General features: G+C 70.3%; 30 protein-coding genes. 3 read left to right on the top strand and 27 right to left on the bottom strand.

The window, feature by feature from the left end:
* Window positions 1-115: 115 nt before the first annotated feature.
* The 6 genes from ureC to ACFSCV_RS00125 are packed head-to-tail and all read right to left on the bottom strand — an operon-like array spanning window position 116 to window position 4,040.
* The gene (ureC, locus tag ACFSCV_RS00150; protein WP_378795823.1) at window positions 116-1,828 is read right to left on the bottom strand and encodes an urease subunit alpha; all 1,713 of its coding nucleotides are present in this window, start codon (window positions 1,826-1,828) and stop codon (window positions 116-118) included.
* 17 nt (window positions 1,829-1,845) lie between these two features.
* Window positions 1,846-2,244 (bottom strand): PIN domain-containing protein, encoded by a 399-nt coding sequence (locus ACFSCV_RS00145; RefSeq protein WP_378795821.1) that lies wholly within the window; start codon window positions 2,242-2,244, stop codon window positions 1,846-1,848.
* Window positions 2,241-2,498 (bottom strand): AbrB/MazE/SpoVT family DNA-binding domain-containing protein, encoded by a 258-nt coding sequence (locus ACFSCV_RS00140; protein ID WP_378795819.1) that lies wholly within the window; start codon window positions 2,496-2,498, stop codon window positions 2,241-2,243. The genes ACFSCV_RS00145 and ACFSCV_RS00140 overlap by 4 nt, the downstream gene beginning before the upstream one ends.
* A gap of 54 nt (window positions 2,499-2,552) precedes the next feature.
* Window positions 2,553-2,858 (bottom strand): urease subunit beta, encoded by a 306-nt coding sequence (locus ACFSCV_RS00135; RefSeq protein ID WP_378795817.1) that lies wholly within the window; start codon window positions 2,856-2,858, stop codon window positions 2,553-2,555.
* 11 nt (window positions 2,859-2,869) lie between these two features.
* Window positions 2,870-3,172: an urease subunit gamma gene (locus ACFSCV_RS00130; RefSeq protein WP_378795815.1), complete on the bottom strand. Its 303-nt coding sequence runs from the start codon at window positions 3,170-3,172 to the stop codon at window positions 2,870-2,872.
* Window positions 3,173-3,188: 16 nt separating this feature from the next.
* Window positions 3,189-4,040, bottom strand: coding sequence for an urease accessory protein UreD (locus ACFSCV_RS00125; protein ID WP_378795813.1), 852 nt, complete (start codon window positions 4,038-4,040; stop codon window positions 3,189-3,191).
* 147 nt (window positions 4,041-4,187) lie between these two features.
* On the opposite strand from ACFSCV_RS00125, the gene ACFSCV_RS00120 reads away from it, so the two are divergent.
* Window positions 4,188-4,379, top strand: coding sequence for a hypothetical protein (locus tag ACFSCV_RS00120; protein WP_271201154.1), 192 nt, complete (start codon window positions 4,188-4,190; stop codon window positions 4,377-4,379).
* A gap of 10 nt (window positions 4,380-4,389) precedes the next feature.
* Here ACFSCV_RS00120 and ACFSCV_RS00115 read toward each other — a convergent pair whose 3' ends face one another.
* From ACFSCV_RS00115 to ACFSCV_RS00100, 4 genes are all read right to left on the bottom strand, one after another.
* Window positions 4,390-5,205 (bottom strand): CDP-alcohol phosphatidyltransferase family protein, encoded by an 816-nt coding sequence (locus ACFSCV_RS00115; RefSeq protein ID WP_378795811.1) that lies wholly within the window; start codon window positions 5,203-5,205, stop codon window positions 4,390-4,392.
* A gap of 22 nt (window positions 5,206-5,227) precedes the next feature.
* Window positions 5,228-5,932, bottom strand: coding sequence for a phosphatidylserine decarboxylase (locus ACFSCV_RS00110; RefSeq protein WP_378795809.1), 705 nt, complete (start codon window positions 5,930-5,932; stop codon window positions 5,228-5,230).
* 44 nt (window positions 5,933-5,976) lie between these two features.
* Window positions 5,977-7,935, bottom strand: a complete 1,959-nt coding sequence (locus ACFSCV_RS00105; protein WP_378795807.1) for an ABCB family ABC transporter ATP-binding protein/permease — start codon at window positions 7,933-7,935, stop codon at window positions 5,977-5,979.
* 61 nt (window positions 7,936-7,996) lie between these two features.
* A complete protein-coding gene (locus ACFSCV_RS00100; protein WP_378795805.1) occupies window positions 7,997-9,385 on the bottom strand; it encodes a LysM peptidoglycan-binding domain-containing protein in 1,389 nt (462 codons plus the stop codon).
* A 167-nt stretch (window positions 9,386-9,552) separates the two neighbouring features.
* Here ACFSCV_RS00100 and ACFSCV_RS00095 point away from each other — a divergent pair, with 167 nt between their 5' ends.
* On the top strand, window positions 9,553-10,158 hold the full coding sequence (locus ACFSCV_RS00095; RefSeq protein WP_378795803.1) for an LOG family protein: 606 nt from the start codon (window positions 9,553-9,555) through the stop codon (window positions 10,156-10,158).
* Between the two features lie 5 nt (window positions 10,159-10,163).
* Here ACFSCV_RS00095 and ACFSCV_RS00090 read toward each other — a convergent pair whose 3' ends face one another.
* The 5 genes from ACFSCV_RS00090 to yajC are packed head-to-tail and all read right to left on the bottom strand — an operon-like array spanning window position 10,164 to window position 14,393.
* Window positions 10,164-11,006, bottom strand: coding sequence for a phytoene/squalene synthase family protein (locus ACFSCV_RS00090; RefSeq protein WP_378795801.1), 843 nt, complete (start codon window positions 11,004-11,006; stop codon window positions 10,164-10,166).
* A 25-nt stretch (window positions 11,007-11,031) separates the two neighbouring features.
* Window positions 11,032-11,409, bottom strand: a complete 378-nt coding sequence (locus ACFSCV_RS00085) for an Mth938-like domain-containing protein (RefSeq protein ID WP_378795799.1) — start codon at window positions 11,407-11,409, stop codon at window positions 11,032-11,034.
* A 7-nt stretch (window positions 11,410-11,416) separates the two neighbouring features.
* Complete coding sequence (secF, locus tag ACFSCV_RS00080; protein ID WP_378795797.1) at window positions 11,417-12,373, bottom strand: protein translocase subunit SecF; 957 nt, start codon at window positions 12,371-12,373, stop codon at window positions 11,417-11,419.
* A 15-nt stretch (window positions 12,374-12,388) separates the two neighbouring features.
* Entirely contained in the window at window positions 12,389-13,999 is a 1,611-nt protein-coding gene (gene secD / locus ACFSCV_RS00075) for a protein translocase subunit SecD (protein ID WP_378795795.1), read from the bottom strand.
* Window positions 14,000-14,051: 52 nt separating this feature from the next.
* Window positions 14,052-14,393 carry a preprotein translocase subunit YajC gene (yajC, locus tag ACFSCV_RS00070; protein WP_378795793.1) on the bottom strand — a complete coding sequence of 114 codons (342 nt, stop codon included), beginning with the start codon at window positions 14,391-14,393 and terminating at the stop codon, window positions 14,052-14,054.
* 285 nt (window positions 14,394-14,678) lie between these two features.
* Between yajC and ACFSCV_RS00065 the strand changes: the two genes are divergently transcribed.
* The gene (locus ACFSCV_RS00065) at window positions 14,679-15,563 is read left to right on the top strand and encodes an ATP-binding protein (protein ID WP_378795791.1); all 885 of its coding nucleotides are present in this window, start codon (window positions 14,679-14,681) and stop codon (window positions 15,561-15,563) included.
* An 82-nt stretch (window positions 15,564-15,645) separates the two neighbouring features.
* Here ACFSCV_RS00065 and ACFSCV_RS00060 read toward each other — a convergent pair whose 3' ends face one another.
* The 12 genes from ACFSCV_RS00060 to ACFSCV_RS00005 all read right to left on the bottom strand — a co-directional run.
* The gene (locus tag ACFSCV_RS00060) at window positions 15,646-17,160 is read right to left on the bottom strand and encodes a peptidoglycan DD-metalloendopeptidase family protein (RefSeq protein ID WP_378795789.1); all 1,515 of its coding nucleotides are present in this window, start codon (window positions 17,158-17,160) and stop codon (window positions 15,646-15,648) included.
* Window positions 17,161-17,289: 129 nt separating this feature from the next.
* Entirely contained in the window at window positions 17,290-17,952 is a 663-nt protein-coding gene (locus tag ACFSCV_RS00055; protein ID WP_378795787.1) for a protein-L-isoaspartate(D-aspartate) O-methyltransferase, read from the bottom strand.
* 11 nt (window positions 17,953-17,963) lie between these two features.
* Complete coding sequence (gene surE / locus ACFSCV_RS00050; protein WP_378795785.1) at window positions 17,964-18,731, bottom strand: 5'/3'-nucleotidase SurE; 768 nt, start codon at window positions 18,729-18,731, stop codon at window positions 17,964-17,966.
* 166 nt (window positions 18,732-18,897) lie between these two features.
* On the bottom strand, window positions 18,898-20,331 hold the full coding sequence (gene serS / locus ACFSCV_RS00045; protein ID WP_378795783.1) for a serine--tRNA ligase: 1,434 nt from the start codon (window positions 20,329-20,331) through the stop codon (window positions 18,898-18,900).
* A gap of 63 nt (window positions 20,332-20,394) precedes the next feature.
* Complete coding sequence (gene tatC, locus ACFSCV_RS00040; protein ID WP_378795781.1) at window positions 20,395-21,189, bottom strand: twin-arginine translocase subunit TatC; 795 nt, start codon at window positions 21,187-21,189, stop codon at window positions 20,395-20,397.
* Window positions 21,186-21,674 carry a Sec-independent protein translocase protein TatB gene (gene tatB, locus ACFSCV_RS00035; protein ID WP_378795780.1) on the bottom strand — a complete coding sequence of 163 codons (489 nt, stop codon included), beginning with the start codon at window positions 21,672-21,674 and terminating at the stop codon, window positions 21,186-21,188. Before tatB ends, tatC begins: the two co-directional genes overlap by 4 nt.
* Before the next feature lie 80 nt (window positions 21,675-21,754).
* Window positions 21,755-21,994, bottom strand: coding sequence for a twin-arginine translocase TatA/TatE family subunit (locus tag ACFSCV_RS00030; protein WP_271201137.1), 240 nt, complete (start codon window positions 21,992-21,994; stop codon window positions 21,755-21,757).
* A 78-nt stretch (window positions 21,995-22,072) separates the two neighbouring features.
* Window positions 22,073-23,170, bottom strand: a complete 1,098-nt coding sequence (locus ACFSCV_RS00025) for an ABC transporter ATP-binding protein (protein ID WP_378795777.1) — start codon at window positions 23,168-23,170, stop codon at window positions 22,073-22,075.
* On the bottom strand, window positions 23,167-23,895 hold the full coding sequence (gene scpB, locus ACFSCV_RS00020; RefSeq protein ID WP_378795775.1) for an SMC-Scp complex subunit ScpB: 729 nt from the start codon (window positions 23,893-23,895) through the stop codon (window positions 23,167-23,169). The genes ACFSCV_RS00025 and scpB overlap by 4 nt, the downstream gene beginning before the upstream one ends.
* Window positions 23,892-24,713 carry a segregation and condensation protein A gene (locus tag ACFSCV_RS00015; RefSeq protein WP_378795773.1) on the bottom strand — a complete coding sequence of 274 codons (822 nt, stop codon included), beginning with the start codon at window positions 24,711-24,713 and terminating at the stop codon, window positions 23,892-23,894. The genes scpB and ACFSCV_RS00015 overlap by 4 nt, the downstream gene beginning before the upstream one ends.
* Before the next feature lie 21 nt (window positions 24,714-24,734).
* On the bottom strand, window positions 24,735-25,754 hold the full coding sequence (gene nagZ, locus ACFSCV_RS00010; protein WP_378795771.1) for a beta-N-acetylhexosaminidase: 1,020 nt from the start codon (window positions 25,752-25,754) through the stop codon (window positions 24,735-24,737).
* Between the two features lie 73 nt (window positions 25,755-25,827).
* A partial coding sequence (locus tag ACFSCV_RS00005) for an SPOR domain-containing protein (protein ID WP_378795769.1) occupies window positions 25,828-26,182 on the bottom strand: 355 nt, incomplete at its 5' end.

Here is a 26,182-nt window from a genome sequence, read left to right as displayed (position 1 = left end):
GACGCCCGCCCGTCATGCCCGCCTTCGCGGGCATCCACGACTTCGGCGTAGCGCTCGACGATCCCAGAAAGTCGTGGACGCCCGGCTGCCGCCGGGCATGACGGCGATGCGAGTCTCAGAACAGGAAGTACCGCTGCGCCATGGGCAGCACGTCGGCCGGTTCGCACGTCAGAAGCTCCCCGTCGGCGCGCACGTCGTAGGTCTCGGGGTCGACCTCGATGACCGGCGTGGCGTCGTTCAGAATCATGCTGGCCTTCGATATCCCGCCGCGCACGTTCGTCACAGCCACGAGTTCGCGCGTGAGGCCGAGCCGCTGGCTGAGGCCATCCTCGATCGCCGCCTTCGAGGTGAAGATCACCGACGATTTCTGCAGCGCGCGTCCGAACGAGCCGAACATCGGGCGATAGTGCATCGGCTGCGGCGTCGGGATCGAGGCGTTGGGGTCGCCCATCGGGGCGGCGGCGATCATGCCCATCTTCAGCACCAGATCCGGCTTCACGCCGAAGAAGGCCGGCGACCACAGCACGAGGTCCGCGAGCTTGCCGACCTCGACTGAGCCGACATGGGTCGAGATTCCGTGCGCGATCGCCGGGTTGATCGTGATCTTGGCGACGTAGCGGCGGACCCGGACGTTGTCGTTGTCGCCGGTCTCGTCCTTCAGCCGCCCGCGCTGAACCTTCATCTTGTGCGCGGTCTGGAAGGTGCGGATGCCCACCTCGCCGACGCGGCCCATGGCCTGGCTGTCGGACGAGATGATCGAGAGCGCGCCCATGTCGTGGAGGATGTCCTCGGCGGCGATCGTCTCCTTGCGGATTCGGCTTTCAGCGAAGGCCACATCCTCGGAGATCGAGGGATCGAGGTGGTGGCACACCATGAGCATGTCGAGATGCTCGTCGAGCGTGTTCACCGTGTAGGGCCGCGTTGGGTTGGTCGACGACGGGATGACGTTCGGAAGGCCCGCCACCTTGATGATGTCGGGCGCGTGGCCGCCGCCAGCCCCTTCGGTGTGGAAGGCGTGGATCGTCCGGCCCTTGAAGGCGGCGATCGTGTCCTCGACGAAACCGCTCTCGTTCAGCGTGTCGGAATGCAGCATGGCCTGAACGTCGAAGGCGTCGCAGACGGTGAGGCAGCAGTCGATCGCGGCCGGCGTCGTGCCCCAGTCCTCGTGCAGCTTCAGCGCCGCCGCCCCGCCGCGAATCTGCTCCTCGAGCGCCGCCGGCAGCGAGGCGTTGCCCTTGCCGGAGAACAGCAGGTTCATGGGGAACGCCTCCGCGGACTCGATCATCCGCGCCAGATGCCAGGGGCCGGGCGTGCAGGTGGTGGCGGTGGTGCCGGTCGCGGGGCCCGTGCCGCCGCCGATCATGGTGGTGACGCCGGAGGCGATCGCGTCGTCGACCTGCTGCGGGCAGATGAAGTGGATGTGGGCGTCGATCAGCCCCGCGGTCAGGATCTTGCCCTCGCCCGCGATCACCTCGGTGCCGGGGCCGACGACGATCGTCACGCCCGGCTGCACGTCGGGATTGCCCGCCTTGCCGATGGCGGCGATGCGGCCGTCGCGCAGGCCGACGTCCGCCTTGATGATCCCGCCGTGGTCGATGATCAGCGCGTTGGTGATGACGGTGTCGACCGCCCCTTGCGCGCGGCTCGCCTGGCTCTGGCCCATGCCGTCGCGGATCACCTTGCCGCCGCCGAACTTCACCTCTTCGCCATAGGTGGTGAAGTCCTTCTCCACCTCGACGATCAACTCGGTGTCGGCAAGCCGCACCCGGTCGCCGACGGTCGGGCCGAACATGTCGGCGTAGGCGGAGCGGGAGATCTTTGCGGGCATGGGCGGATCTCCGGGATTCAGGTGAGCGGTTTGAAGGGGGGTCGCTGGCGCGCCTTGCGATCGATCGTGACCGTCGGCGCGGCGCCTGCGCGACTGTTCAGCTCAGCGATCAGATGATCTGCGAACCCGGCTCCGCCTGCGCGAAACGACTCCAGGGCGGCGGCGACGGCGTCCGCCTCGCCGATCACGAGCCGGTCGAACGACAGCAGCCCTTCAATCAGGCGCGCCATGCCTTGCCGGTCGTAGCCGGGGTGCTTCCTGACGGTCCAGACGAGCTCGGCGAGCGTCAACGGATTGACGTAACCGGGAGCCTCGGGCGTCAGTTCCTCCTCGAGAAAGCGATCGGCCCGCTTCGTCCAGACCGGATCGTCCTCAAGGAAGTATCGAGCGAGAATGTTCGTGTCGACGCCGATCAATCGTCTGCGTCCAGGATCGTCTTGCTTTGAACGGTGCGGGCTATGGCGTCGTCGACGTCGAGCGGCGCGTCGAGAGGTCCGAAAATCCCCTTCAGGTGCCGCATGGTTCTCGTCTTTGCGATCACGCGGACGTCCCCGTCGCTCCCGACAAGGAACTGCACGGACCCGCCGGGCTCCAAGCCGAGCGCCCTGCGAACCTCGACGGGAATCGTGGCCTGCCCTTTGAGCGACGTCTTGGCGTCGAACCTACCCATTGCTGAAATCCCGAAGCGACAACTTCTCCCTACTTTACGCTCTTCGCCCTACTCTCACAACGCCCCCATGACGTCCTGCCGGAAGCCGAACACCTTCCGGTCGCCGCCGAACGGCACCAGCGTCACGCTGCGGATCTGGCCCGGCTCGAACCGCACCGCCGTCCCTGCGGCGATGTCGAGCCGCATGCCGCGGGCCTTCGCGCGGTCGAAGGACAGGCCGGCGTTGGTCTCGGCGAAATGATAGTGGCTGCCGACCTGGACCGGCCGGTCGCCGGTGTTCGCGACGTCGAGAGTCACGGTCGGGGCGCCGGTGTTGAGCTCGATGTCGCCAGCGGCAGGAAAAATCTCTCCGGGGATCATGGGCCGGCTCCTCACCGGATCGGTTCGTGGACGGTGACGAGCTTGGTCCCGTCGGGGAACGTCGCCTCCACCTGCACGTCGTGGATCATCTCGGGCACGCCCTCCATCACCTGATCGCGGGTCAGAACCTTCGCGCCCGCGGCCATGAGCTCGGCGACGGAGCGGCCGTCGCGGGCGCCCTCCACCACGAAGTCGGCGATCAGCGCGATCGCCTCGGGATGGTTCAACTTGACGCCGCGCTCCAGCCGGCGGCGGGCGACGACCGCGGCCATGCTGATCAGCAGCTTGTCCTTCTCGCGGGGGGTGAGGTTCATCGATGCTCCCGAACGTTCAGAACGCGAAGACGCGCGGCGGAGGCCGGCCGGACAGGACGCCGATCGCGGCCGCCACGTCCCGCCGCAGGGCGGCGGCGTCGCGCGCGACCAGACGAGCGACCAGACAGCCGTCGAACACGCTCGCGCCCGCCTCAGAGGAGCCCGAGGCGAAGGCCTCGCGCAAGCCCGAAAGTCGGGCTTCGGCGGCCTGCGAGACGAGCAGCAGCGTCGCGGTCGCAAGGCCCCCGGCCGCGACCGCCGGCCGGTCGAGCCGTTCCGCCACCGCGTCGTCGAGCTCCAGCGCGTCGGCGAACACCAGCCGCCCGCCGCGCCGCACCCGCCAGCGGTCGAAGACGCGGCCCTGCTCCACCCGTTCGCCGCGGGCGGAGCGGCCGAACACGAAGCTGTCGCAGGCGAGCAGCTCGGCGTCGTCCGCAAGGTCGGCGTCGAAGCTGCGCTCCAGCCGGGCGCCGTCGAACAGGATGGTCTCCTGCGGCAGCCAATGCGCCACAGCCCCCCCCGCGACCGTCAGCCGGTTCGCGATGACCGCCGCGTCGGACACCGCGCGGTAGGTCTTCTCCGCGGCCTGGGTGGTGACGGCGGCCTCGGCGCCCTCTCCCCAGGCGATCTCGACGTCCAGCCGGTCGCCGCCCGCGACCCCGCCGCCGATGTTCGCGAGCACTGCGCAGGGCGGCGTCCCCGGCTCCGGGCGCGGGAACAGCACCCGGAGCGCGCCGGCCTGCTCCAGATCGGCGAGCCGCGTCGCCGGCCCCCGCCGCGCGAACGCGACCCGGGCCGCGCCCTTGGCGCGCTGTCGTCCGTCGCTCCGGACTTTCGTCGCCTCGACCGGAATCGGATTTTTCTCCACCTTGATGGAACAAGAGCATGCGACGCGCGTTCGGACGTCCGCAAGTCCGGGTGAATTTCCTCGGATTAACTTGGGCGTTAACCAGAAATTAACCGGGCGTTAACAATGTTGGCCGTATCGTCATACCGTTCCGTCGAGGATGCCGATATGCCATCCGTCTACGTCGCTCCGCTCGCATCGACCGCGCCGATCTTCGCGACCGCAGGCCTAAGCCTCGAAGAGATGCGCGACTACGTCCGCCGCCGTCGCCCCGCGACGACCGCCGAAGCGCTCCGGATGCTGCGCGACGCCTACCCCGCCGCTCCGCTCCGCCTGCGCGTCGCCGCTTGCGAGAGCTGAGTAAACGACGTCAACCCTCTGACGGCGTAGGCGTTTCCTTCGTCGCCGCATCCATCGCCACGAGCCGTCGGCGGTGCAGATAGGCGAAGGGCAGCGTCCCGAGATAGCCGAGCGTCGCCAGCGCCAGCATCGCCCAAGGATAGCTGATCAGCAGGGTCACGATCAGCGCGGCGCCGATGAGCAGCGGCGCCACATAGGCGAGATGGACGCGCCGTCCGAGCTGCTTGCCGGACCAGGTCGGCAGCGGGCTCACCATCAGCAGCGCGATCGCGAGCACGTAGAGCAGCACGACTGGAAGCGCCACGGGCACGCGCGGAAAGCCGAGAAATTCCAGATAGATGGGAAGCAGCGCGGCGATCGCGCCCGCCGGCGCCGGCACCCCGACGAAGAACTGCCCGGCCCAGGCCGGCTTGTTGGGATCGTCCAGCGCCACGTTGAAGCGCGCCAGCCGGAGCGATCCCGCGATCGCGAACACGAGCGCGCCCATCCAGCCGACATGGCCCAGGCCGTTGAGACCCCAGACATAGAGAATGAGGGCCGGCGCCACGCCGAAGCTGACGAAGTCGGCGAGGCTGTCGAGCTCCGCGCCGAAGCGGGAGGTGCCCTTCAGCAGCCGAGCGAGCCGCCCGTCCACGCCGTCGAGCGCGCCGGCGAGCACCACGAGGTAGACCGCGAGCTCCAGCCGGCCTTCGATCGCCATCCTGACGCCCGTGAGTCCGGCGCAGAGCGCCAGCAGGGTGACGAGGTTCGGCAACAGCAGCCGCAGCGGCACGAAGCGGAGTCGGGCCCGCCGCGGGGCGGGCTGTCCGGACGGCGCGCTGTCCATGGTCCTCGCCTCCCCGCCCTGTTCAGCTCGACCGGAACGAGCGGGGCGAAGCTTCGCCTGTGAGATCGGCGATGACCGTCTCGCCCGCGACGGTCCGCTGGCCGACGCCCACCAGCGTCGTCGCGCCGGCCGGCAGGTAGTGATCGACGCGGCTGCCGAACCGGATCAAGCCGAAGCGCTCGCCGGGCCCGGTCGCGTCGCCCTCGCGCACGAAACAGACGATGCGGCGCGCGACCAGTCCGGCGATCTGGACGACGCCGAGCGAACCGTAAGGCCCCTCGATCACGAGCCCGTTGCGCTCGTTGTCCACGCTCGCCTTGTCGAGATCGGCGTTCAGGAACTTGCCCGCGGTGTAAGCGATCCGGGTCACGGTCCCGCCGATCGGCGCGCGGTTCACATGGACGTCGAACACGTTCATGAACACCGCGACCCGCGGCAGCGGAGCGGCGCCGAGACCGAGCTCCGGCGGAGGAACCGCCGCGCTCACGTCGCACACGACGCCGTCGGCGCCGCTGACGACAAGCCCGTCGGCTTCCGGCGTCACGCGATCGGGATCGCGGAAGAACAGCGCGCACCAGATCGTCGCGCCAACCCCGATCCAGCCCAGCGGCTGCCAGATCAGGAACAGCACGAAGGCGATGGCGGCGAAGATCGCGATGAACGGGCGGCCTTCGCGATGGATTCGCGGAACGGCCTTGCGGATGGATGCGGTGACGTCGTCGATCATGGTGGGGCGGTCTTAAGCCATGCCAGCGCGCGAACCAAGCGCGCTCACTCGGCCGCCCCCGCTTCCGCGACGTCTCTTCGGGCGCGCAGATCCGCGTCGTCCCAATCGTCGCGGCCGTCTTCGTCGTCCACGCGGGCGAGCGTCTCGCGGGCTTCATCCGCTTCGCGCTGACGGCTCCAGAGGCTGGCGTAAAGGCCGCCGGCCGCCAGAAGCTCGGCGTGCCGACCGCGTTCGACGATGCGGCCGGCGTCGAGCACGAGAATGTCATCGGCGGCGACGATGGTCGAGAGCCTATGCGCGATCACGAGCGTGGTGCGCCCTCTCGACACGCGCTCCAGAGCGTCCTGGATTTCTTTCTCGGTCGCGCTGTCAAGCGCCGAGGTCGCTTCGTCCAGGATCAGGATCGGCGGTCCCTTGAGAATGGTGCGCGCGATCGCGACCCGCTGCTTCTCGCCGCCGGAAAGCTTCAGCCCTCGCTCGCCGACCTCGGTGTCGTAGCCGCGCGGCAGGGCGCGGATGAAGCCGTCGATCTGCGCGAGCGAGGCCGCCTCCTCCACCTCAGCGTCGGTCGCGTCCCAGCGGCCGTAGCGGATATTGTAGCGAACGGTGTCGTTGAACAGCACGGTGTCCTGAGGGACCATGCCGACCGCCTCGCGCAGGGAGCTCTGCGTCACTTCGCGGATGTCCTGTCCATCGACGGTGATGCGCCCCGCACCGACGTCGTAAAAACGGAACATCAGCCGCGAAATCGTGGACTTGCCCGCGCCCGACGGCCCAACGATCGCGACGGTCTTCCCCGCCGGCGCCTCGAAGCTCACGTTCTTCAGGATCGGCCGCTCGGGATCGTAGGCGAAATCGACGTTCTCGAACCGGATCGTCCCGCCGCGCACCGCAAGCGGCGGCGCGCCGGGCGCGTCCTCGATCTCGGGATCCTCGCCGAGCAGCCGGAACATGGCTTCGAGATCGGTCACCGACTGTTTGATCTCGCGGTAGATGAAACCCATGAAGTTCAGCGGGACGTAGAGCTGGATCATCATCGCGTTGATCAGCACGAAGTCGCCGATGGTGTTGGTTCCGGCTCGGATGTCCGACACCGCCATGACCATGCAGATCGTCAGGCCGGCGGAGAAGATCAGCGCCTGCCCGCCGTTGAGCCAGGCGAGCGAGGTGTAGGCGCGGATCGAGGCGTCCTCGTACCGCCCCATGGCGCGGTCGTAGCGGGCGGTCTCGCGGCCCTCGTTGCCGAAATACTTGACGGTCTCGTAGTTGAGCAGGCTGTCGATCGCCTTGGAGCTCGCATCCGTGTCGGTGTCGTTCAGCACGCGCCGGATGCCGAGCCGCCACTCGGTCGCGGCGTAGGTGAAGGCGAGATAGACCGCCACCATGCCGGCGACCACCGCGGAATAGACCCAATCGAACTGGTAGGCGAGCGCGCCGAGCACCAGCGCCAGTTCGAGAATCGTCGGCACGACGGTGAGCATCGCCGTGCGCGTCAGCGTCTCGATGGCGTTGCGGCCGCGATCGACGACGCGGCTGATCGCGCCCGTGCGGCGGCCGAGATGGAATCGCAGGCTCAGCCGGTGGATGTGCCGGAACACCTCCAGCGACAGCCGCCTGACGGCGTTGGTCACCACCGGCGCCGTGACGCCGTCGCGCGCCTGCGCGAAGGCCACCATCAGCACACGGCCCGCGCCGTAAGCCAGCACCATCACCACGGGCGCCCCAAGCGCGAAGGCTTCCCAGGGGCCCGTCGCCGCCGCGCCCTCGCCCTTCGCCGCCGCCAGCGCGTCGGTCGCCCACTTAAACCCATAGGGCACGAGCACGGTGACGACCTTGGTCAGCACCAGCAGCACGACCGCAAAGGCCATGCGCCGCTTCAGGTCCGGCCGGTCGGCCGGCCACATGAAGGGCTGAAGGCCGCGCAGGATGCGGAACAGCGCTAATCCGCCGCCGTCGACTTTGGGGCGGAACGCGGAAAAGCTGCTGTCGGGAGGAGGCGCCATCGAGACGGTTACGTATGCCTGAAAGGCGCGGATGCGAGAGGGGCCGCGAAGACCGGGCCGCTCAAGGCTGTCCGGCCTGGGTCCCCTCGCCGGCCGGCACCACCAGCACCTGCCCGGGATAGATCAGATTCGGGTTCCGAATCTGGCCGTCGTTCGCCTCGTAGATGACGGTGTAGCGCATGCCCTTGCCATAGGCCGAGCGCGAGATGCGCCAGAGGCTGTCGCCGCGCTTCACGGTGGCCGTCTCGATCGCCGCGACGACCGGGTTGGCGTCGCCCGCGGCCGTGGCTTGCGGCGACGGGTCGGGAGCGGACGGCTGGGCGCCGATGGACGGCGCGCCGGGGCTCGCGGCGGCCGGAGCTTCCGCCCGTCCCGCGACGGGAGCAGCGTAAGTGAAGCGGGTCTCCGCCCGCGCCACCACGGTCTCGCCGCCGCGCTTCAACTGATCGGCGCGCACCACGTAATCGCCCGGTGCCAATCCGCGCTCGACCCGGAGCGACCAGCGGTCGTCGCCGCCGATGATCGCCGTCGCGACTGGCGCGTTGTTGAGATAAAGCCGCAGCCGCTCGCCGGAAGGCCCTGCGCCCTGCGCATAAACCCGACCGCTCTCGGCCTCCACCGCGCCGATCGAAAGCCGCGTCGTGGAGGGCGCCGCCTGTGACCGCGCGGGCGCGCGGGCCGTCGACGCCTGCTCGAGCGGGGCTGACGTCGCACGCGTCTGCGCTGTTGGAGCCTGCGGCCGCTGCAGGATACGGGACGGCGCGTTGGGCTCGTTCAGGACGACGATCACGTCCTTCGAGGGCGGCGTCGGCACCGCGACGGTCAGGCTTTGCTCGGAAAGCTGCTCGCGCCCTTCGGCGTCGCGTACGCGGAGCGCGATCTGGTAGTCGCCCGGCGGCAGAGGGTCGGGCGTCATCGCCCATTGGCCCTGGGCGTCGGCTTTGGCCGCGGCGTGCGGCTTGCCGTTCGCAAGCAGCTCCGCGGAGCAGTTGGCGACGCAACGCCCCGCCACCACCATGTCGCCCGACGGCTCGACCCTCACCACGTCGAACGCCGGCTTCGGCCCTTCACGCCTCTTGGCCGCGGCGGAATCGCCCGTTGCGGGGCCGACGGCGTTCGGCTGCGCGGCCGGATCGCCGGCAGGCGCCGCGGAGGGAGAGCTGGGCGCATCCGCCTGAGGAGCTGCGGCCTGCCCCGACGGCGCGTCGGGCGCAGGCTTGTCGCCCTGAGGCGCCGTCGCCTGAGGGCCGGCGCCGTTCGCCGGAGGGATGGCGGTCTGCGGGCGCTCCGGCGCAACCGGCAGGCGCTCGACGTTGCGGAGACCGTCGACGTAGTCCCGGATCTGCGGCTCACAGCCGTAGCCGACGGCGATCGCCAGCACGACGAACCCGATTGCAAACCCGCGCTTGACCGCCGCGTCCATCTTGAAGAACCACCCTGTCCCCGACATGACCACGGATGCGGCCGCTGCGCCGTCATCCGCCGGTCACGTCCCCCCTCCTACAACGGCGGCGGCCTCCGCGCACGCATGATCGCCTTGGCCTTTCGCCGCCCCGAACCTCATGGTGCGCGCCTCGTCATCTTGACCGTCGCGCGCGACCGGCGCCAACTCAGGCCATGACACGAATCCGAAACGTCTGCGTTTACTGCGGTTCGAGCACGGGAGCCCGACCGCAGCACATGGAGCATGCGGCCAGCCTCGGCCGCGCCCTCGCCCGGGCCGGCGTGGGCCTGGTCTATGGCGGCGGCAACATCGGCCTCATGGGCGCGGTCGCGCGCGCGGCGCTGGAGGCCGGCGGCCATGTGACCGGAATCATCCCCCAGTTTCTGGTCGACCGCGAGGTGATGCTCGCAGACGTTCAGGAACTGCTGGTCACCGCCGACATGCACGAGCGCAAGCGCCTGATGTTCGAGCGCTCCGACGCTTTCGTCGCGCTTCCGGGCGGCGTCGGCACGCTGGAGGAACTGGTCGAGCAGATGACCTGGGCCCAGCTCGGCCGGCACGACAAGCCGATCCTGATCGCCGACTTCGACGGTTTCTGGACCCCCTTGCTGACGCTTCTGGAGCACATGACGACCGAAGGCTTCATCCGGCCCGGCTTCACGGTTCCCTACGTGGTCGCCGACAAGGTCGAGGACATCCTGCCTCTGCTCAACGAGGCCGCGACCGTTCTGGTCGAGACCGAGCCCACGCCCGACGAAGCCGCGCTTCAGCAGCTCTGACGCCGTCAGAACGGCGGGGAGCGGCGGCTCGCCCGCCAGAGGCGGGCCATACGCAGCCAGCGCGGGCTGTCGCCCTCGGGTGCATCCTGTCTGGCGTAGCGGGCGAGATCCCGGGCTACGGGAGCCAGCGGCAGGAAGGCCGCGCCGGCCTCCGGGTCGACCGTGGCGAAGGCCGATCTCGCCTCGCCCAACCGCCGCGTTCCGACCGCTACAAGTTCGGCCACGAGCCCTGCGACGCGCGCTCCGCCTCGCCGCTCGCCAAGATCGGCGAGCGACACGCCGCGAGCCGCCATGCGGTCGGCCGGAACCATTCCCCGGAGCCGCTCCGGCCGCAGACGGATGTCGGCGATCAGGCGCGACACCCCAAGCGCGACGCCGCCATAACCGGCCGCGTCGGCGCCGCCCGGCTCGCGGCCCTTCGCCAGAAGGATCGTCGCCAGCCGCAGCACCGCCGACCGGGTCGCCCCGAAGCGCGCCTCCATCTCCTCGACGGAGGCGACGGGATCGTCGTAGAGGCCGTCGTTGTGGGCGTCGATCAGACCTTCGAGCGCCGGCCTCGGCAGGCCGCCGTACCGGATCGCGGCCTCAAGCGCCCGCATGATCGGGTGGGAAGCGGCGTCCGCCCGCTCGGGATCGGCGAGGGCGTCCCGCCACCACTGCAGCCGCAGCTCTCCCGGCATCGGTTCGCTGACGAGATCGCGGACACGGGCGAGTTCGGCGTCGAAGGCGTAAAGCGCGAGCAGATGGGGCCGCGCCTCGGCGGGCGCGAACAGGGCCGCGGCGTATCGGTCGAAATCGGCGGAGCGGACAAGGGAGGCGACGGGATCGCCCGCAGCGTCTTCGGTCACGGCGGTTCCGCCCCCGGGCGCGGCTTCAGGCTATGGCGAGCAGGGCGGCGGCGACCCGCCGCTTCTCGCCGGAGAGAATGTTCCACGTGCGCGCCGCGGCGCCGGTCGCCATGGTCTCGACGACGATGGCGCGCTCCCTGAGCGCCGCGCGCACCGCCGGCGGGAGACCCGCGGGCTGCGCGCCCGTGCCGACGAGCAGGGTGTCGATCGCGTCGGCCTCGTCGAAAACGCGCCGGAAGGCGGCTTCGTTCAACTCGGCCGGATGGGCGAACGGCCACGCCCACATGCCGGAGGGCAGCGCCAGCAGCGAGCCCCGGTGCGACAGGTCGGCGAACCGAAAGCCGCCGCCGCCGTAAGCGTCGATCAGGTGGGCGCCCGGCAGGTGACGGCCGTCGGGCTCCACGACGCGCTTAGGCCCGGGCCTGCGCCGCCTTGGCGTCCGCCTCGGCCTTCTCGTCGGCCGCGGCGCGCGCGGCGGTCTTGAGGCCGAGATAGATCAGCATCGGCGACGACACGAAGATCGCGGAATAGGTGCAGATCACGACGCCGAACAGCATGACGTTCGCGAAGCCCTGGATCGCCTGTCCGCCGAACAGCACCAGCGCGAGCAGCGACAGCGCCGTGGTAGTCGCCGTCATCACCGTGCGCGACATGGTGTGATTGATCGATAGGTCGAGCAATTCCTCCGTCGGGATGTTCTTGTAGCGACGCAGCAGCTCGCGCGTCCGGTCGAACACCACCACCGTCTCGTTGAGCGAGTAGCCCACGATCGTCAGGATCGCCGCGATCGACGTCATGTTGAATTCTTCACGCGTGATGATGAAGAATCCGACGGTGAGCACGATGTCGTGAAGCGTGCCGATGACGGCGCCGATCGCGAGCGTCAGCTCGAAGCGGAACCACAGGTAGACGAGCACCGACACGATCGACAGCACGACGCCGAGCGTGCCGGCCTGCACCAGCTCGCCCGAAACGCGCGGGCCGACGGTCTCGACGCGCCGGACCTCGTAGTCGCCCTCGAAGGCGGCGCGCGCCTTGTTGACGAGGGCGCTCTGCGCGGCGTCCCCGCCGGGCTGGGTCCGGAACCGGATCGACACCTGGCCGTCGCGTCCGAACTCCTGCACCTCAACTTCGCCCGCCTCGAAGCTGTGCGCGGTCTCGCGCACCTTGCCGACGTCGGCCACGCCGGACTTCGACTGCAGCTCCATCAGCGTGCCGCCGGTGAAGTCGATGCCGAAATTCAGGCCGATCGTCAGGAACAGCACGACGGTCATGACCGAGATGACGGCCGAGAACGGGAAGCTCAGCACGCGCCATCGCACGAACCGGAACTTGCTGTCATCGGGGAACAGGCGAATGAGACGCATCGGCCGGGCCTTGAATCAGAACGGCATCGTGGTCGGGCGGGTGCGCCGATACCACAAGGCGATCATCATGCGGGTCATCGTGACCGCGGTGATGACGGTCGTCAGGATGCCGAGAAGGAACACGACGGCGAACCCGCGAACCGGGCCGGAGCCGAGCAGGAAAAGGATGAGCGCCGCGATCGCCATCGTCGAATTCGAATCGATGATGACGGCGAAGGCGTGCTTGAAGCCCGCCTCTACGGCCGAGACCATGCTGCGGCCCGCCCGGAACTCCTCGCGGATGCGCTCGTAGATAAGGACGTTCGAATCCACCGCCGTGCCGATCGTCAGCACGATGCCGGCGATGCCGGGCAGCGTCAGAGTCGCGCCAAGCAGCGACATGAGCGCGAAGATGAAGATGACATGGATGACGAGCGCGATGTTGGCGAAGAAGCCGAACACGCCGTAGGTCGCGAACATGAAGACCACGACGAAGGCGGCGGCGTACCAGGTGGCGCGGGTGCCGGCGTCGATCGAATCCTGGCCGAGGCCGGGGCCGACGGTGCGCTCCTCGATCACGTTCAGCGGGGCGGGCAGAGCGCCGGCGCGCAGCAGCACGGAGAGATCGTTCGCGCTCTCGACCGTGAAGCTGCCGGAGATCTGCCCCTGGCCGCCGGTGATCGGCTCGCGGATCACCGGCGCCGAGATCACCTTGTTGTCGAGCACGATGGCGAAGGGCCGGCCGACGTTCTCGCGCGTCACCTGCGCGAAGGCCTGCGCCCCGCGGTTGTTGAAGCGGAACGAGACGACCGGCTCGCGGGTGTTCTGCTCGAAGCTCGGCTGCGCGTCCTGCAGGTCTTCGCCCGAGACGATCACGCGTCGCTCGACCACGACGGGAATGTTCTGGCCGCCGCCCTCCTCGTAGAGCAGCTCCGACCCCGAGGGGATCGCGCCGCTCGGCGGCTGCCCGACAGGGAAGTTCGGGTCCACGAGCCGGAACTCGAGCTTGGCGGTCTGGCCAAGGATGTCCTTGAGGCGCTGCGGGTTTTCGAGGCCCGGCACCTGCACGAGAATGCGGTCGGCGCCCTGCCGCTGGATCGAGGGCTCGACGGTGCCGAGCTGGTCGACGCGGCGGCGGACCACCTCCAGCGACTGGTCGACCGCCTGGCGCACGCGGGCCTGAAGGCCCTGATCCGTCAGCGTGGCGGTCGCGACGTTGGACCCGCGCTGGCCGACCTGCAGGTCCAATTCACCGGTCGCGCCGAACACCGTATTGGTGATGGGCTGCGCGAGAGTGCGCAGACGTTCCTGCGCCTTGGCGAGGTCGTTCGGGTCCCTGAGCGTCACGGACACCGTCTTGCCGTCGAGCCTGATCTCGCTGGTCCCGATCCGGGCTTCGCGCATCAGGCGGCGCGCGTCCTCCTGCAGCGCCACGCCGCGGGCGCGGGCGAGCGCCTCTCCGTCGACCTCCAGCAGGAGCTGGGAGCCGCCCTGCAGGTCGAGGCCGAGAACGATCGTCCGCGGCGGAAACCAGCTCGGATAGGAATCGAGAACGGACTTCGGCAGCACGTTCGGCAGCGCGAACAGGACGCCGAGCGCGCAGAGCGCGAGCACCGCGGCGGTCTTCCAGGGAGAGAAATGCAGCATGAGCCCTCGAGGCCTCGCATTGACGGGCGCGCGTCCACGCGCGCCTCGCGCCTCAGGCGGCGTCGGTCTTCACCGGCTCGCCCTTGGCGCGCACCTCGGCGATCATGCCGCGCGACAGTCGCGCCCGGACGTTGTCGGCGATCTCGATTTGGACCTCGCCATCGTCGACGACCTTCGTCACCTTCGCGATCAGGCCGCCGGAGGTGACCACCGTGTCGCCGCGGCGCACGTTCTTGATCATCTCCTGATGCGCCTTCACCCGACGCTGCTGTGGCCGCAGAATCAGGAAGTACATGATCACGAAGATCAGAAGGAACGGCAGAAGCTGGATCAGGAAGTCGGCGCCACCGGCAGCCGGGGCGGCGCCTTGGGCGAAAGCGGACGTGACGAACATCTAAGGCTCCGATGGCGGGTCGCGCCGCGATCGGGAAGGACCCGGCCTCGATCACGCGAAAAGCCGGGACGGCCGCCCCGGCGAAAACGCGGCGGACTATATCCACGACCCTTGCGAAATCAAATCACGGCTCAGATGAGCGGCCCCCCAGCCTTTCGTCGAACCAGCGTCGCGGCGGCGCCGGACATGCACGCGGCGTTCTGGACGCACCGCCCCGAGCGGGCTAACGACGGTCGCCGGCCTGCTGTCCGGCCTCTCCCGCACCCCGGCGTTCGAGGCGTTTCCATGTCCGATCCGTTCTACTCCATGCCAGCGACGGACACCCGTGACGCGCTGCTCGCCCGCATCGCGGACGCGCTGGAGCGCATGGCGCCGCCGCGCGCCGAAGCGCCGGACTTCGCCAGCGCCGAGGCCTTCGTCTGGAACGCCACGGAGAAGCGACTCGCGCCCGTCGCCGAGGTGTCGCGCGTCGACATGGTGCTGCTGAAGGGGATCGACCGCGTCCGCGACCAGTTGCTCGACAACACCTTTCGCTTCGCCCGCGGCCGCCCCGCCAACAACGCCCTGCTCTGGGGCGCGCGCGGCATGGGCAAGAGCTCGCTGGTGAAGGCCGCCCACGCCACGGTCGCCGCCTCCCTCGTCGCGGAGGGCAAGCCGCCGCTGAAGCTCGTGGAGATCCACCGCGAGGACATCGAGAGCCTGCCCGTGCTGATGGGCCTGCTGCGCCCGGCGCCCTACCCGTTCCTGCTGTTCTGCGACGACCTCTCGTTCGACGCGGAGGACACGTCGTACAAGTCGCTGAAGGCCGTGCTCGACGGCGGCGTCGAAGGACGGCCGGCGAACGTGCTGCTCTACGCCACCTCGAACCGCCGGCACCTGCTCGCCCGCGAGATGATCGAGAACGAGCGTTCGACCGCGATCAATCCCGGCGAGGCCGTGGAAGAGAAGGTCTCATTGTCGGACCGCTTCGGCCTCTGGCTCGGCTTCCACCGCTGCAGCCAGGACGAATACCTCGCCATGGTGAACGGCTACGTCGCGAATCTCGGACTGGACGTCGCCCCCGACCAGCTTCGCCGTGAGGCGCTGGAATGGGCGACGACCCGCGGCTCGCGCTCCGGCCGCGTGGCCTGGCAGTTCGTTCAGGATCTCGCAGGGCGCGTCGGCGGCTGAGCCGAGGTTTCGCCCCGCGAACAGCAACGCCCCGGTCGCCTTGCGGCGCCGGGGCGTTTTTCGTCGATCCTGCGCTCGCGCGTCAGATGCCCGCGAGGTGATCCATCGGGTCGACCGCGGTCGCGCCCTTGCGGACTTCGAAGTGGAGCTGCGGCGTGGTCACGTTGCCGGTCGAGCCCGACTTGGCGATGATCTGGCCGCGGCGCACCGTGTCGCCGCGCTTCACGTTCAGCGCGCTGTTGTGGGCGTAAGCCGTGACCCAGCCGTTCGAGTGGCGCACCAGCACGAGATTGCCGAAGCCCTTCAGCTCGCTGCCGGCGTAGGCCACGACGCCGTCGTCGGACGCCTTGACCTCGGTGCCCTCCGGCACAGCCAGGTTGATGCCGTCGTTCGTGGTGCCGTTCGCCTTCGAGCCATAGCCCGAGATGACGCGGCCGCGCACCGGCCAGCGGAAGTTCGGGCCTGAGGAGGCAGCAGCCGGAGCGGGGTCGACCTTAACCGAGGCCGTCTTCACGTTGTCCGACGGGTCCGGCGCGTCCGAGGCCTTGGACGGCGCTCCGGCGAAGGCCGGAGCCTGCGGGGCGGGCGATCCCGAAACGCTCGGCTTCAGCGCCTGCTGGGCGGCGGCGACCTTCTGCGACGCGGGCTTCGAAGCCTCGATCTTAGAGGCCTCGGCGCCCTTCGCCTGCGCGCCCTGCACGAACTGCATGCGCGGCTCGCCGGCGGCAGACGCAGGAGCCGGGGCGACGCGGGCGACCTGCGCCGTCCCGCCGCCGGGGATCTGAAGCCTCTGGCCGACGCGCACCATGGTGTCGGGCGAGATGCCGTTGGCGTCCGCGATCGCGGACCGGCTGACGCCGTACTGGCGCGAGACCGCCGAAAGCGTCTGACCGGGCTCGACCACATGCGTGCGGCCGGCGGACGACGAGGCGACGCGGGCGGGCGTCGAAACCGGCGCGGGGGCGACAGGCGCGGTCATGCGGGGCTCGGCGGCCGCCACGGCGCGGCCGCGACCGGACGAATAGACCGGGATGACGACCTGCGAACCGGGGCCGACATTGCTCGCGCTCTGAAGGCCGTTCGCCTGCATGATCGCGCTCGCCGGTACGCCGTAGCGCTGCGACAGGGTGTGGATGGTGTCGCCCTGGCCGAGCGTGACGGTGGAGCCGCCCTCGGCCGACCAGTTGGAGGACGCCGACGCGACCGACGGCGCGGGGCGGGCGATCGCCGTCCGGCTCGCCGACGGGATCGAGCCCGTGGTGGACGGATCGTAGGAGCGGGAGCGCGGCTCGTTGTAGCTCTGCTGCTGGCCATCGAAGCCGCGCATCGGCGCGGACTGGGCGGGCGGCAGGGAGCCGAGCGGCGCGCGCTCGACCCGGCTCGACGGCGCGGCGCGCACCGTGCCGGTGTAGCGCGGCTCGGCCGGAGCGCGGTAGGTCGGCTCCGAGGACGAGGCCGACGAGAACGGGTTGGAGAAGGGGCTTTCGCCGAAGCGGCTGGAATCCCCGCTGCAGGCGGCGGTCCCGCCGGCTGCGAGAGCGACCAGAGCGGCCCGCGCCAGCAGCTTGGCGCGAAGGCACGGAACGACTTTACGCATGTTGGACACTCGCAACGAACTCGACCGTCATGAGCGTAGTAATGAGCCGTTGAGGTAAACGGAGGGTTATCTTCGGGGTGAAAAAGCCACGAAGACGCCGCAAGTGTTGTCGCCCGCGGGGTTAACCCGTCAGAGGGCGGCGGCGACGCCGGGGGTCATCGGCGCGACGGAGACGAATCCGAGCATGGTTTCGTCGAGCGCGCCGTCGGCGCCCTTCATGAAGCGCGTCAGCCGGCGCGACCGCCCCTGCCCGACGGCTGCGAGCATCACCCCGCCCGGCTTGAGCTGGTTCAGCAGCGCGGACGGCGGCGCGCCGACGGCTCCCGAGATCAGGATGCGGTCGAACGGGGCGGCGGCCGCATGGCCCTGCAGGCCGTCGGCGAGGACGAAGGTCACGTTTTCGGCGCCGCCGAGACGCTGGAGCCGGGCTTCGGCGGCCTTCAGCAGACCGCGGAAGCGGTCGAGCGCGATCACCCGGGCCGCGAGCCGCGACAGGAGCGCGGTCTGGTAGCCGGCGCCGCAGCCGACCTCCAGCACCACATGGCCCTCCTCCGCCCCGAGCGCCTCAGTGACGGTCGCGATGTGCGACGGCGATTCGATCGTCTGGCCGCAGTCGATCGGCAGCGCGCGGTCGGCGTAGGCGACGGCGAGATGCTCCCGCCGCACGAACAGCGAGCGCGGGATGGTCTCGATCGCGCGCAGCAGGCGCATGTCGCGGACGCCGCGCGAACGCAGCTTGAGCACGAGCTCGGCGCGGCGAATGCGTTCGGCCTCGTCGCGCGGGTCGGTCATGGCGGCGTCGCTCAGGCGTCTGCGAAGACGGCGCGCAGGCCGTCGAAGGTGTCGCGGTCGGTCAGGTCGATCTTGAGCGGCGTCACCGAGATCAGCCGGTCGCGGATCGCCGCGAGGTCGGTGCCCTCCCCGGCCTCGACCTGGGCGCGGCCGAAGGCGATCCAGAAATAGGGATTGCCGCGGCCGTCCTCGCGCCGCTCCACCCTGAGCAGCTCCTGATTGCGCTTGCCCTGGCTCGTGACCGCGACGCCCTCGACCTCGCCGGCGTGGCAGCCGGGAAAGTTCACGTTGACGAGACGGTCGGCCGCGAAGCCGGCCTTGATGATGCGGCGCACGACGTCCGCGCCATGGGCGCGGGCCGATTCGTACATATCCTCGAGGTCGCGGGTCCGGTCGTAGTTCTGCGACAGCGCGATCGACGGCACCCCGAGCAGCGTGCCCTCGATGGCCCCGGCGATGGTGCCGGAATAGGTCACGTCCTCGGCGACGTTCTGGCCGCGGTTGACGCCCGACAGGATCAGGTCCGGCCGCGCGTCATAGAGCACGTGGCGCACGCCCATGATCACGCAGTCGCTCGGCGTGCCGCGCACCGCGTAGCGCTTCTCGCCGATCTGGCGCAGGCGCAAGGGGTCGCTCAGCGAAATCGAATGCGACGCGCCGGACTGGTCGGTCTCGGGCGCCACCACCCAGACGTCGTCGGTCAGCTCCAGAGCGATCTGCTCCAGCGCCTCGAGCCCCTCGGCATGAATGCCGTCGTCGTTGGTCAGGAGGATTCTCATGGGTTCGCTCCTCCTTCGCAGCGCGCCGCGATTTCTTGTCCCGGCCTCGAGCCGGGACCCAGACGCGCCAGCGCGTCAAACAAAGCCGTAACGGTCGCCGCGCCCTCTTCCGCAAGCCTTGAGGCTCTTGGTCCCGGCTCAAGGCTGGGACAATGCGGCGCTGCCATCACGACGCCCGGCCGATCGTCGTCAGCCCGCCCATATAGGGCTGCAGCGCGGCGGGGACGGCGATCGAGCCGTCCTCCTGCTGGTAGTTCTCGAGCACCGCGACCAGCGCGCGGCCGACCGCGACGCCGGAACCGTTCAGCGTATGGACGAAGCGCGGGCCCTTGCCCTCGGCCGGGCGGTAGCGCGCGTTCATGCGCCGCGCCTGGAAGTCGCCGCAGACCGAGCAGGACGAAATCTCGCGATAGGTCTTCTGCGCCGGCAGCCAGACCTCGATGTCGTAGGTCTTGCGGGACGAGAAGCCCATGTCGCCCGTGCAAAGCGTGACGGTGCGGAACGGCAGATCGAGCCGCTTCAGCACCTCTTCCGCGCAGGCGAGCATACGCTCGTGCTCCTCAAGGCTCTTCTCCGGCGTGGTGACGGAAACCAGCTCCACCTTGGTGAACTGATGCTGGCGGATCAGCCCGCGCGTGTCGCGGCCCGCAGCGCCCGCCTCGGCGCGGAAGCAGGGCGTGCCGGCGGTGACGCGCAGCGGAAGCTCGTCCTCGCCCAGAATCTGCTCGCGCACGAGGTTCGTCAGCGAGACTTCGGCGGTGGGGATGAGCCAGAGCCGCTCGTTCTGAACGATCTCTTTTATCTTCTCCCGACCGCCGCCAAAGGTTGTCATTACCTCCCCATAAGGGGCGCTTTCAGATACCTTCTGTTTGGTGAGAGCGGTGAGATCGAGGCCCAGACCGTGGGCCTCAAGCATCAGCCGGTCTAACTCTTTGACTGCAGAAAACTGATCTTCCTTGAATTTTGGAAGCTGAGCGGTGCCGAACATGGCCTCATCGCGCACCAGCAGGGGCGGAGCCACTTCCGTGTACCCGTGCTCGGTCGTGTGCAGGTCGAGCATGAACGACGTCAGCGCGCGTTCAAGCCGCGCAACCTGCCCCTTCAGCACCGCGAAGCGCGCGCCCGACATACGAGAGGCCGCTTCGAAGTCGATCAGGCCGAGCGCCTCGCCGAGATCGTAGTGCGCTCGTGGATCGTGGATCTCGCGCGGGGCCCCCACGCGGTGCAGCTCGACGTTCGCGGTCTCGTCCGGCCCGTCGGGCACCTCGTCGAGCGGGATATTCGGGATTTCGGCGAGCGCCGCCTTCAGCTCATCTTCCAGCCGCGCCTGCTCAGCTTCCGCCGTCGGCGCGTCCTGCTTGAGTCTGGCGACCTCCGCGATCAGAGCCGCGGCGCGCGCCTCGTCCTTCTGCGCCTTCGCCTGACCGACCTCCTTCGACGCCGCGTTCCGGCGCTCCTGGATCGCCTGCAGCCGGCCGATGACCTCGCGGAGCCGCTTGTCCAGACCTATTAGCCGCGCGCTCTGCGGATCAAGGCCGCGCCGGGCGAGGCCACGGTCGAAGGCGTCGGGCTCGTCCCGGATGAGGCGAATGTCGTGCATGAAGCGATGGCCCGAAATCGTTTGAAATGACGCTTTACGTCTTCGCCGACCGGACCTGCGGAGCTACGGGGACGTTTCGTCGGCGACCGCCTCGGCCGCGGCCCGCCTCTTCTCCACCATCCGGACCACGAGGATCGAGGCCTCGTACAAAAGGATCGTCGGCACCGCAAGCGCGACCTGGCTGATGACGTCCGGCGGCGTCAGCACGGCCGCGATCGCGAACACGATCACGATGGCGTAGCGCCGCTTCTCCGCGAGCCACTTCGAGTCGATGAAGCCGGCGCGGGCGAGAAGCGTCAGGATGACCGGCGTCTGGAAGCAGATGCCGAAGGCGAAGATCAGCGTCATGATGAGCGAGAGGTACTCGCTCGTGCGCGCGATCAGCTCGATCGAGGCTTTGCCGGCGCCGCCCACCTGCTGCATCGACAGGAAGAAGCGCATCGCGAGCGGCATCGCTGCGAAATAGACGAAGGCCGCGCCCAGCAGGAACAGGATCGGCGTCGCGATCAGATAGGGCAGGAACGCGCCGCGCTCGTTCTTGTAGAGCCCCGGCGCGACGAACATGTAGACTTGGCTCGCCACGATCGGGAACGAGATGAAGCCCGCGCCGAACATGGCGAGCTTGATCTGGGTGATGAAATACTCCTGCGGCGCGGTGTACTGCAGCCGGATCGCCTCGGCGGAGCCGGCGGCGAGCTCGTAGGGCACGAGCAGGATGTTGAAGATGTGCCCCGCGACCGAGAAGCAGATCGCGAAGGCCACGATGAAGGCGAGGATCGAGCGGATGAGCCGCGATCTGAGCTCGATCAGATGCTCGATCAGCGGCGCCTTGGTGGCGTCGATGTCTTCCTGGCTCACGAGGCGGCGTCCGGCTTCTTGGAGGCTTCCGGCTTGGAGGCGGGAGGCGACGGAGTAGCGGCCGGCTCGCTCGGGGTCTGCTGATCCGGCGCGGCCGCGTCGGGCGCGGACGGAGCGAGCGCGGACGGAGCCGGCTCCGCCGCCTCGGCCGGCGTCGCGGCGGGCGGATCGCCCGCGAGCGCCGCAGGCGGCTTGGCCTCGCCGTCGATCGCCTTCTTCAGCTCGTCGCGGGCGATGGAGAACGGATCGCCGCCGGCGGCCTTGCGCGCGGCGTCCTTGATGCCGGAGACCTCGCGACGCAATTCGTCGAGCTCGGCCTCACGCATCGCTTCGTTGAACTGGGTCTGGAACTCGCCGGCCATGCGCCGCACCGTGGCGACCATGCGCCCGACGTTGCGCAACAGGCCCGGCAGGTCGCGCGGGCCGACGACGACGAGCGCCACCACGGCGACGATCAGAAACTCGGACCACGCGATATCGAACATGGGCTCAGCCCCGCTGCGGGGCGATCAACGGAGGCTGGCCGGACGACGCCGGACGGCGGCGCCCGCGGACGCGCGAGGCGTCAGGACTTGTGGCCGTCGACGCTGCCGACGCCCGGACGCACCTGCGCGTCGGCGCGGTGCTCGATCGGCTGGGCCGGACGCTGCTGCGACATGCCCTCGGCGACGTCGTCGTCTTCCGCGAGCCCCTTCTTGAAGCTCTTGATGCCTTTGGCCATGTCGCCCATCAGCTCGGAAATCTTGCCGCGCCCGAACAGCAGCAGGACCAGCACGGCGACGACCAACCAGTGCGTGAGACTCATGACGCTTCCCTTTCGAACGGCGACGGCGGCGCGCGCTTGTGCAAAGCGCGCCGCGAACGACCGCCTCGGATCGCGAACCTAGGCGCCGTCCGCAGCGAACACAAGGGTTTCTGCGCCGCACAAAGTCACGCCGACGTCAGCGCCCGGGACCGGAGCCTCTCCGGGCGGACGCCGCGCGCGCAGCGGAGCGTCGAGACCGTCGACGACGAGGGTCGCCTGCTCGGTCTCGCCGAGGAAGCGTCGCTCCACGATCCGTCCGACGACGCCCTCCCCGCGCGGCCCGATCTTGAGCGCATGCGGCCGGACCGCGAGGACCGCCGGACCGTCCTTGACGCCCGGCGCCGGCGCGTCGCCCAGCGCCGAGGTCGCGCGGCCGTCCTTCACCACGCAGGGGATCTCGTTGATCTCGGAGAAGAACCGCGCCGCGAACAGCGAGGCCGGCGCGCGGTAAAGCTCCTCGGGCGCGCCCTGCTGGGCCACGCGCCCGCGGCGCATCAGCACGATGCGGTCCGCCATGCGCATCGCCTCCTCGGGATCGTGCGTCACGATCACCGCGGTCGCGCCGGTTTCGCGCAGCACCGCGAGCGTGTCGTCGCGCACGCTGTCGCGCAGCCGCCGGTCGAGGCCGGAAAACGGCTCGTCCATCAGCAGGAGGCCGGGCTGCGGCGCGACGGCGCGGGCGAGCGCGGCCCGCTGCTGCTCGCCTCCCGAGAGTTCGCCCGGATGCTTGCGTTCGTAGGTCGACAGCCCGACCTGCGCGAGGCGCGCCCGCGCCGTCGAGAGCGCGTCCGCCCGCGGCCGGCCGCGAAGGCCGAAGGTCACGTTCGCGAGCAGGCTCATGTGGGGGAACAGCGCGTAGTCCTGGAACATGAGCCCGACGCCGCGCTTCTCCGGCGGCAGGAACACGCCGTCGCCGGAGACCGCGCGCCCGCCGAGGCTGACCACGCCGCGGACCGGCCGCTCGACGCCCGCCGCGATCCGCAGCAGGGTGGACTTGCCGCAGCCGCTCTCGCCGAGCAGCGCCACCACGGCACCGGGAGCGACGGAGAAGGTGACGTCCTCGACCGCCCAGCCGCGGCCATAGGAGTGCGACACCCCTTCGAAGGCGAGCGCCATCGGCCGCACGGACGCGGGGCGCGGCGCATGCTCGGGCGGCGAAACGTCAAGGGCGGTCACGCGTCACGGTCTCCGGCGTCGTCGGTCTCGCCGGGCGCGAACGGATCGTCGTCGCCAAGCGGCTCCTCGTCGGGGGCAAGCGTCCCGTCGTCCGAGGGCGTCGGCATGTCGAGCCCCGGCGGCAGGCGCGCGTCGAGAAGCCCCGCCGCCTTCATCTCGTCAAGCCCCGGCAGGTCCGACACCTGCTCCAGGCCGAAATGGTCGAGGAACCCCGGCGTGGTGCCGAAGGTGACCGGCCGCCCCGGCGAGCGCCGGCGCCCGCGCAGGCGGATGAAGCCCGCCTCCAGCAACGTCTCCAGCGTGCCGCGCGAGGTGGCGACGCCGCGGATCTCCTCGATCTCGGCGCGGGTCGCCGGCTGGTGGTAGGCGATGATCGCGAGCGTCTCGATCGCGGCGCGCGACAGCCTGCGCGGCGGGGGCGCGTGATCGGCGAGCGCCGCCGCGATGTCCGGCGCGGTGCGGAACGCCCAAGCGTCGCCGACCCGGCGCAGATTGACCCCGCGCTCCGCATAGTGATGCGCCAGCAGCCGCAGGATGGTCGGGAGGTCCGCTCCGACGGGGAGCAGGCGCGCGAGCGCCGCCTCGTCGAGCGGCTCCGCGGAGGCGAACAGCGCCGCCTCGACGATGCGCAGGTGCAGCGCCGGAACGCGGGCCGCCTCGTCCGGCGTCGGCCGCCCGTCCAGGCCTTCGACCGGCAGGCGGGGCTGGGCGAGGCGGTCGCTCACGCCGGGGCCTTGCGCGGCGCGAGCGGGGCGGCGGACCGCACGAACAGCGGTCCGAAGGCGCGGTCCTGGCGCAGCTCCATTCGGCCTTCGCGGGCGAGCTCCAGCGACGCGCCGAGGCTCGACGCCACCACGGAGGCGCGCATCTCCGGCGTCATGAAGGCGAGCAGCAGCGCGTCGAGCCGCGCCCAGTCGGCCGAGCGCCCGACCAGACGCTCCAGCGCCGCGCGCGCCTCCGCGAGCGACCAGGTCGGCCGCCGCGCCACCGTCACCTGGGTCTTGAGGCCGCGGGCGCGCTGGCGGGCGTAGGCCGACAGAAGATCGTAGAGCGTCGCGGTCCAGCCCTGCGTTCCGGTGGCGCCTAGCGTCTCGGGCGCGCCGCGCGCGAGCGCGTCGGTCCCGAGCAGCGGCCGCGCCATCAGCGCGCGTCCGGCCTCGCGCATCGCCTCGAGCCGGCGCAGCCGGAAAGCCAGCGCGGCGGCGACCATGGCGGCGGGAGGCTCGTCCTCCTCCTGCGGGGGGCTTGGAACCAGCAGGCGCGATTTCAGGTAGGCGAGCCACGCCGCCATCACGAGATAGTCGGCGGCGAGGTCGAGCCGCTCGGCGCGCGCCCGCTCCACGAAGGCGAGATACTGCTCGGCGAGTTCGAGGATCGAGATGCGGACGAGGTCGACCTTCTGCCGCCGCGCGAGATCGAGCAGCAGGTCGAGCGGGCCTTCGAAACCGTCGAGATCGACGACGAAGGCGTCGCCACCGGTCCCCAAGCGCTCGTCGGCCTCGAAGGCGTCCGTCTCGCGTCCGTCCATGGCGGGATCGGCCATGGGGCCCGGCCTCCGGCGGCGTCAGGCGCTCGCGCGTTCGAGCAGGCGGTCGCGCTCCTCGGCGAGCGCGACGAGATCGCCCGCCCGACGGCCCGAGGCCGCCGCGAGGGCGTCTGACGCGCGCGCCGCCGAACGGCCGGCGAGCCGCGGCGCCGCCGCCGCGACCTGAAGCATTTCGCCCATCTCGCCGTTGCAATGCAAGGCGATGTCGCAGCCGGCCGCGAGCGCGCGCGCGGCGCTCTCCCCGACCGGACCCGACAGCGCCTTCATCGACAGATCGTCGCTCAAGAGCAGCCCGTCGAAACCGATGTGGCCGCGCACGATCTCGCCGATCACAACCGGCGACAGCGTCGCCGGCCGGTCGGGGTCGATCGCCTCGAACACGATATGGCCGGTCATGCCGATGGGGCAGTCGGCAAGCCGTCGGAACGGCTCGAAGTCCGACGCCTCCAGCGTGGCGCGGTCGGCGGTCACCGTCGGCAGCTGGTAATGGCTGTCCACGGTCGCGCGGCCGTGTCCGGGCATATGCTTGATCACGGGCGCGACGCCGCCTGCGAGCAGGCCATTGATCACCGCGCGGCCGAGAGCGGCGACGCCCTCAGGCGTGTCGGCGTAGGCCCGGTCGCCGATCGCCTGGGTCATGCCCTCGGTCGGCAGGTCGAGCACGGGCAGGCAATCCACGGTGACGCCGAGCGCCGCGAGTTCGCCCGCGATCAGCTCCGCGCCGGCGCGCGCCGCCGCCACCGCCGCTTGCGGGTCGATCGCGTGGAGCGCGCCGTAACGCGCGGCGGGCGGATGGGGGCGCGCGAGCGGCGGCCGCAGCCGCTGCACCCGGCCGCCCTCCTGGTCGATCAGGACCGCGGCGTCGTCGCGGCCCACCGCCTCGCGGAAATCCGCGGTCAGCGCCGCGATCTGGTCGTGCGAGGCGATGTTGCGCCCGAACAGGATCAGCCCCCACGGGTCGGCGTCGCGGAAGAACGCGCGCTCGTCCAGGGTGAGCGTCAGGCCGGAGCAGCCGGAGACGAAAGCACGCGCGGTCATGAACGGCGCCTCGACATGGGCGCGCCCGCCGCAGAGCCGTTACGGCTCCGTGGCGGGCGCGGAAGGTGCGGCGTCAGTTGCGGGAGACGACGCAGTCGCCGCCCGCCGCGCGCAGGTTGCTGCAGAGGCTGGAGGCCTGCGCGCCGTCGGCGAAGGGGCCGACGCGGACGCGGTAGTAGGTGCCGCGGTCGCCGACGGTCGCCGTCTGGATCGAGGCCGAGTACGAGCCGAGCACCTGCGGATACTTACGCTGCAGCGCGGCGTAGGCCGCGCGCGCCTCGGCGTCGGAGCGCTGCGAGGTCACCTGGACCACGAAGCCGCCACGGGCGGTGGTCGGCGCAGGCGCGGCCGGCGGAGGCGCGCGGGGAGCGGTCGCCGCCGCCACCTGCTGCTCGCGCGGCGCCTGCGGCGCGGGGGCCGGCTGGGCG

This window comes from Methylopila henanensis (assembly GCF_042681025.1).
Lineage (GTDB): Bacteria > Pseudomonadota > Alphaproteobacteria > Rhizobiales > Methylopilaceae > Methylopila > Methylopila henanensis.
The sequence above is the reverse complement of the archived record's forward strand: the minus strand, read 5'-3'. Positions and strand labels throughout refer to the sequence as shown.

Excerpts from the sequence above, each read along its gene's own strand:
- ureC (WP_378795823.1), bottom strand. The coding sequence starts at position 1,828 with ATGCCCGCAAAGATCTCCCGCTCCGCCTACGCCGACATGTTCGGCCCG.
- ACFSCV_RS00140 (WP_378795819.1), bottom strand. The coding sequence starts at position 2,498 with ATGGGTAGGTTCGACGCCAAGACGTCGCTCAAAGGGCAGGCCACGATT.
- ACFSCV_RS00135 (WP_378795817.1), bottom strand. The coding sequence starts at position 2,858 with ATGATCCCCGGAGAGATTTTTCCTGCCGCTGGCGACATCGAGCTCAAC.
- ACFSCV_RS00130 (WP_378795815.1), bottom strand. The coding sequence starts at position 3,172 with ATGAACCTCACCCCCCGCGAGAAGGACAAGCTGCTGATCAGCATGGCC.
- ACFSCV_RS00120 (WP_271201154.1), top strand. The coding sequence starts at position 4,188 with ATGCCATCCGTCTACGTCGCTCCGCTCGCATCGACCGCGCCGATCTTC.
- ACFSCV_RS00115 (WP_378795811.1), bottom strand. The coding sequence starts at position 5,205 with ATGGACAGCGCGCCGTCCGGACAGCCCGCCCCGCGGCGGGCCCGACTC.
- ACFSCV_RS00110 (WP_378795809.1), bottom strand. The coding sequence starts at position 5,932 with ATGATCGACGACGTCACCGCATCCATCCGCAAGGCCGTTCCGCGAATC.
- ACFSCV_RS00105 (WP_378795807.1), bottom strand. The coding sequence starts at position 7,935 with ATGGCGCCTCCTCCCGACAGCAGCTTTTCCGCGTTCCGCCCCAAAGTC.
- ACFSCV_RS00100 (WP_378795805.1), bottom strand. The coding sequence starts at position 9,385 with ATGTCGGGGACAGGGTGGTTCTTCAAGATGGACGCGGCGGTCAAGCGC.
- ACFSCV_RS00095 (WP_378795803.1), top strand. The coding sequence starts at position 9,553 with ATGACACGAATCCGAAACGTCTGCGTTTACTGCGGTTCGAGCACGGGA.
- secF (WP_378795797.1), bottom strand. The coding sequence starts at position 12,373 with ATGCGTCTCATTCGCCTGTTCCCCGATGACAGCAAGTTCCGGTTCGTG.
- secD (WP_378795795.1), bottom strand. The coding sequence starts at position 13,999 with ATGCTGCATTTCTCTCCCTGGAAGACCGCCGCGGTGCTCGCGCTCTGC.
- yajC (WP_378795793.1), bottom strand. The coding sequence starts at position 14,393 with ATGTTCGTCACGTCCGCTTTCGCCCAAGGCGCCGCCCCGGCTGCCGGT.
- ACFSCV_RS00065 (WP_378795791.1), top strand. The coding sequence starts at position 14,679 with ATGTCCGATCCGTTCTACTCCATGCCAGCGACGGACACCCGTGACGCG.
- ACFSCV_RS00060 (WP_378795789.1), bottom strand. The coding sequence starts at position 17,160 with ATGCGTAAAGTCGTTCCGTGCCTTCGCGCCAAGCTGCTGGCGCGGGCC.
- ACFSCV_RS00055 (WP_378795787.1), bottom strand. The coding sequence starts at position 17,952 with ATGACCGACCCGCGCGACGAGGCCGAACGCATTCGCCGCGCCGAGCTC.
- surE (WP_378795785.1), bottom strand. The coding sequence starts at position 18,731 with ATGAGAATCCTCCTGACCAACGACGACGGCATTCATGCCGAGGGGCTC.
- serS (WP_378795783.1), bottom strand. The coding sequence starts at position 20,331 with ATGCACGACATTCGCCTCATCCGGGACGAGCCCGACGCCTTCGACCGT.
- tatB (WP_378795780.1), bottom strand. The coding sequence starts at position 21,674 with ATGTTCGATATCGCGTGGTCCGAGTTTCTGATCGTCGCCGTGGTGGCG.
- ACFSCV_RS00030 (WP_271201137.1), bottom strand. The coding sequence starts at position 21,994 with ATGAGTCTCACGCACTGGTTGGTCGTCGCCGTGCTGGTCCTGCTGCTG.
- ACFSCV_RS00015 (WP_378795773.1), bottom strand. The coding sequence starts at position 24,713 with ATGGCCGATCCCGCCATGGACGGACGCGAGACGGACGCCTTCGAGGCC.
- nagZ (WP_378795771.1), bottom strand. The coding sequence starts at position 25,754 with ATGACCGCGCGTGCTTTCGTCTCCGGCTGCTCCGGCCTGACGCTCACC.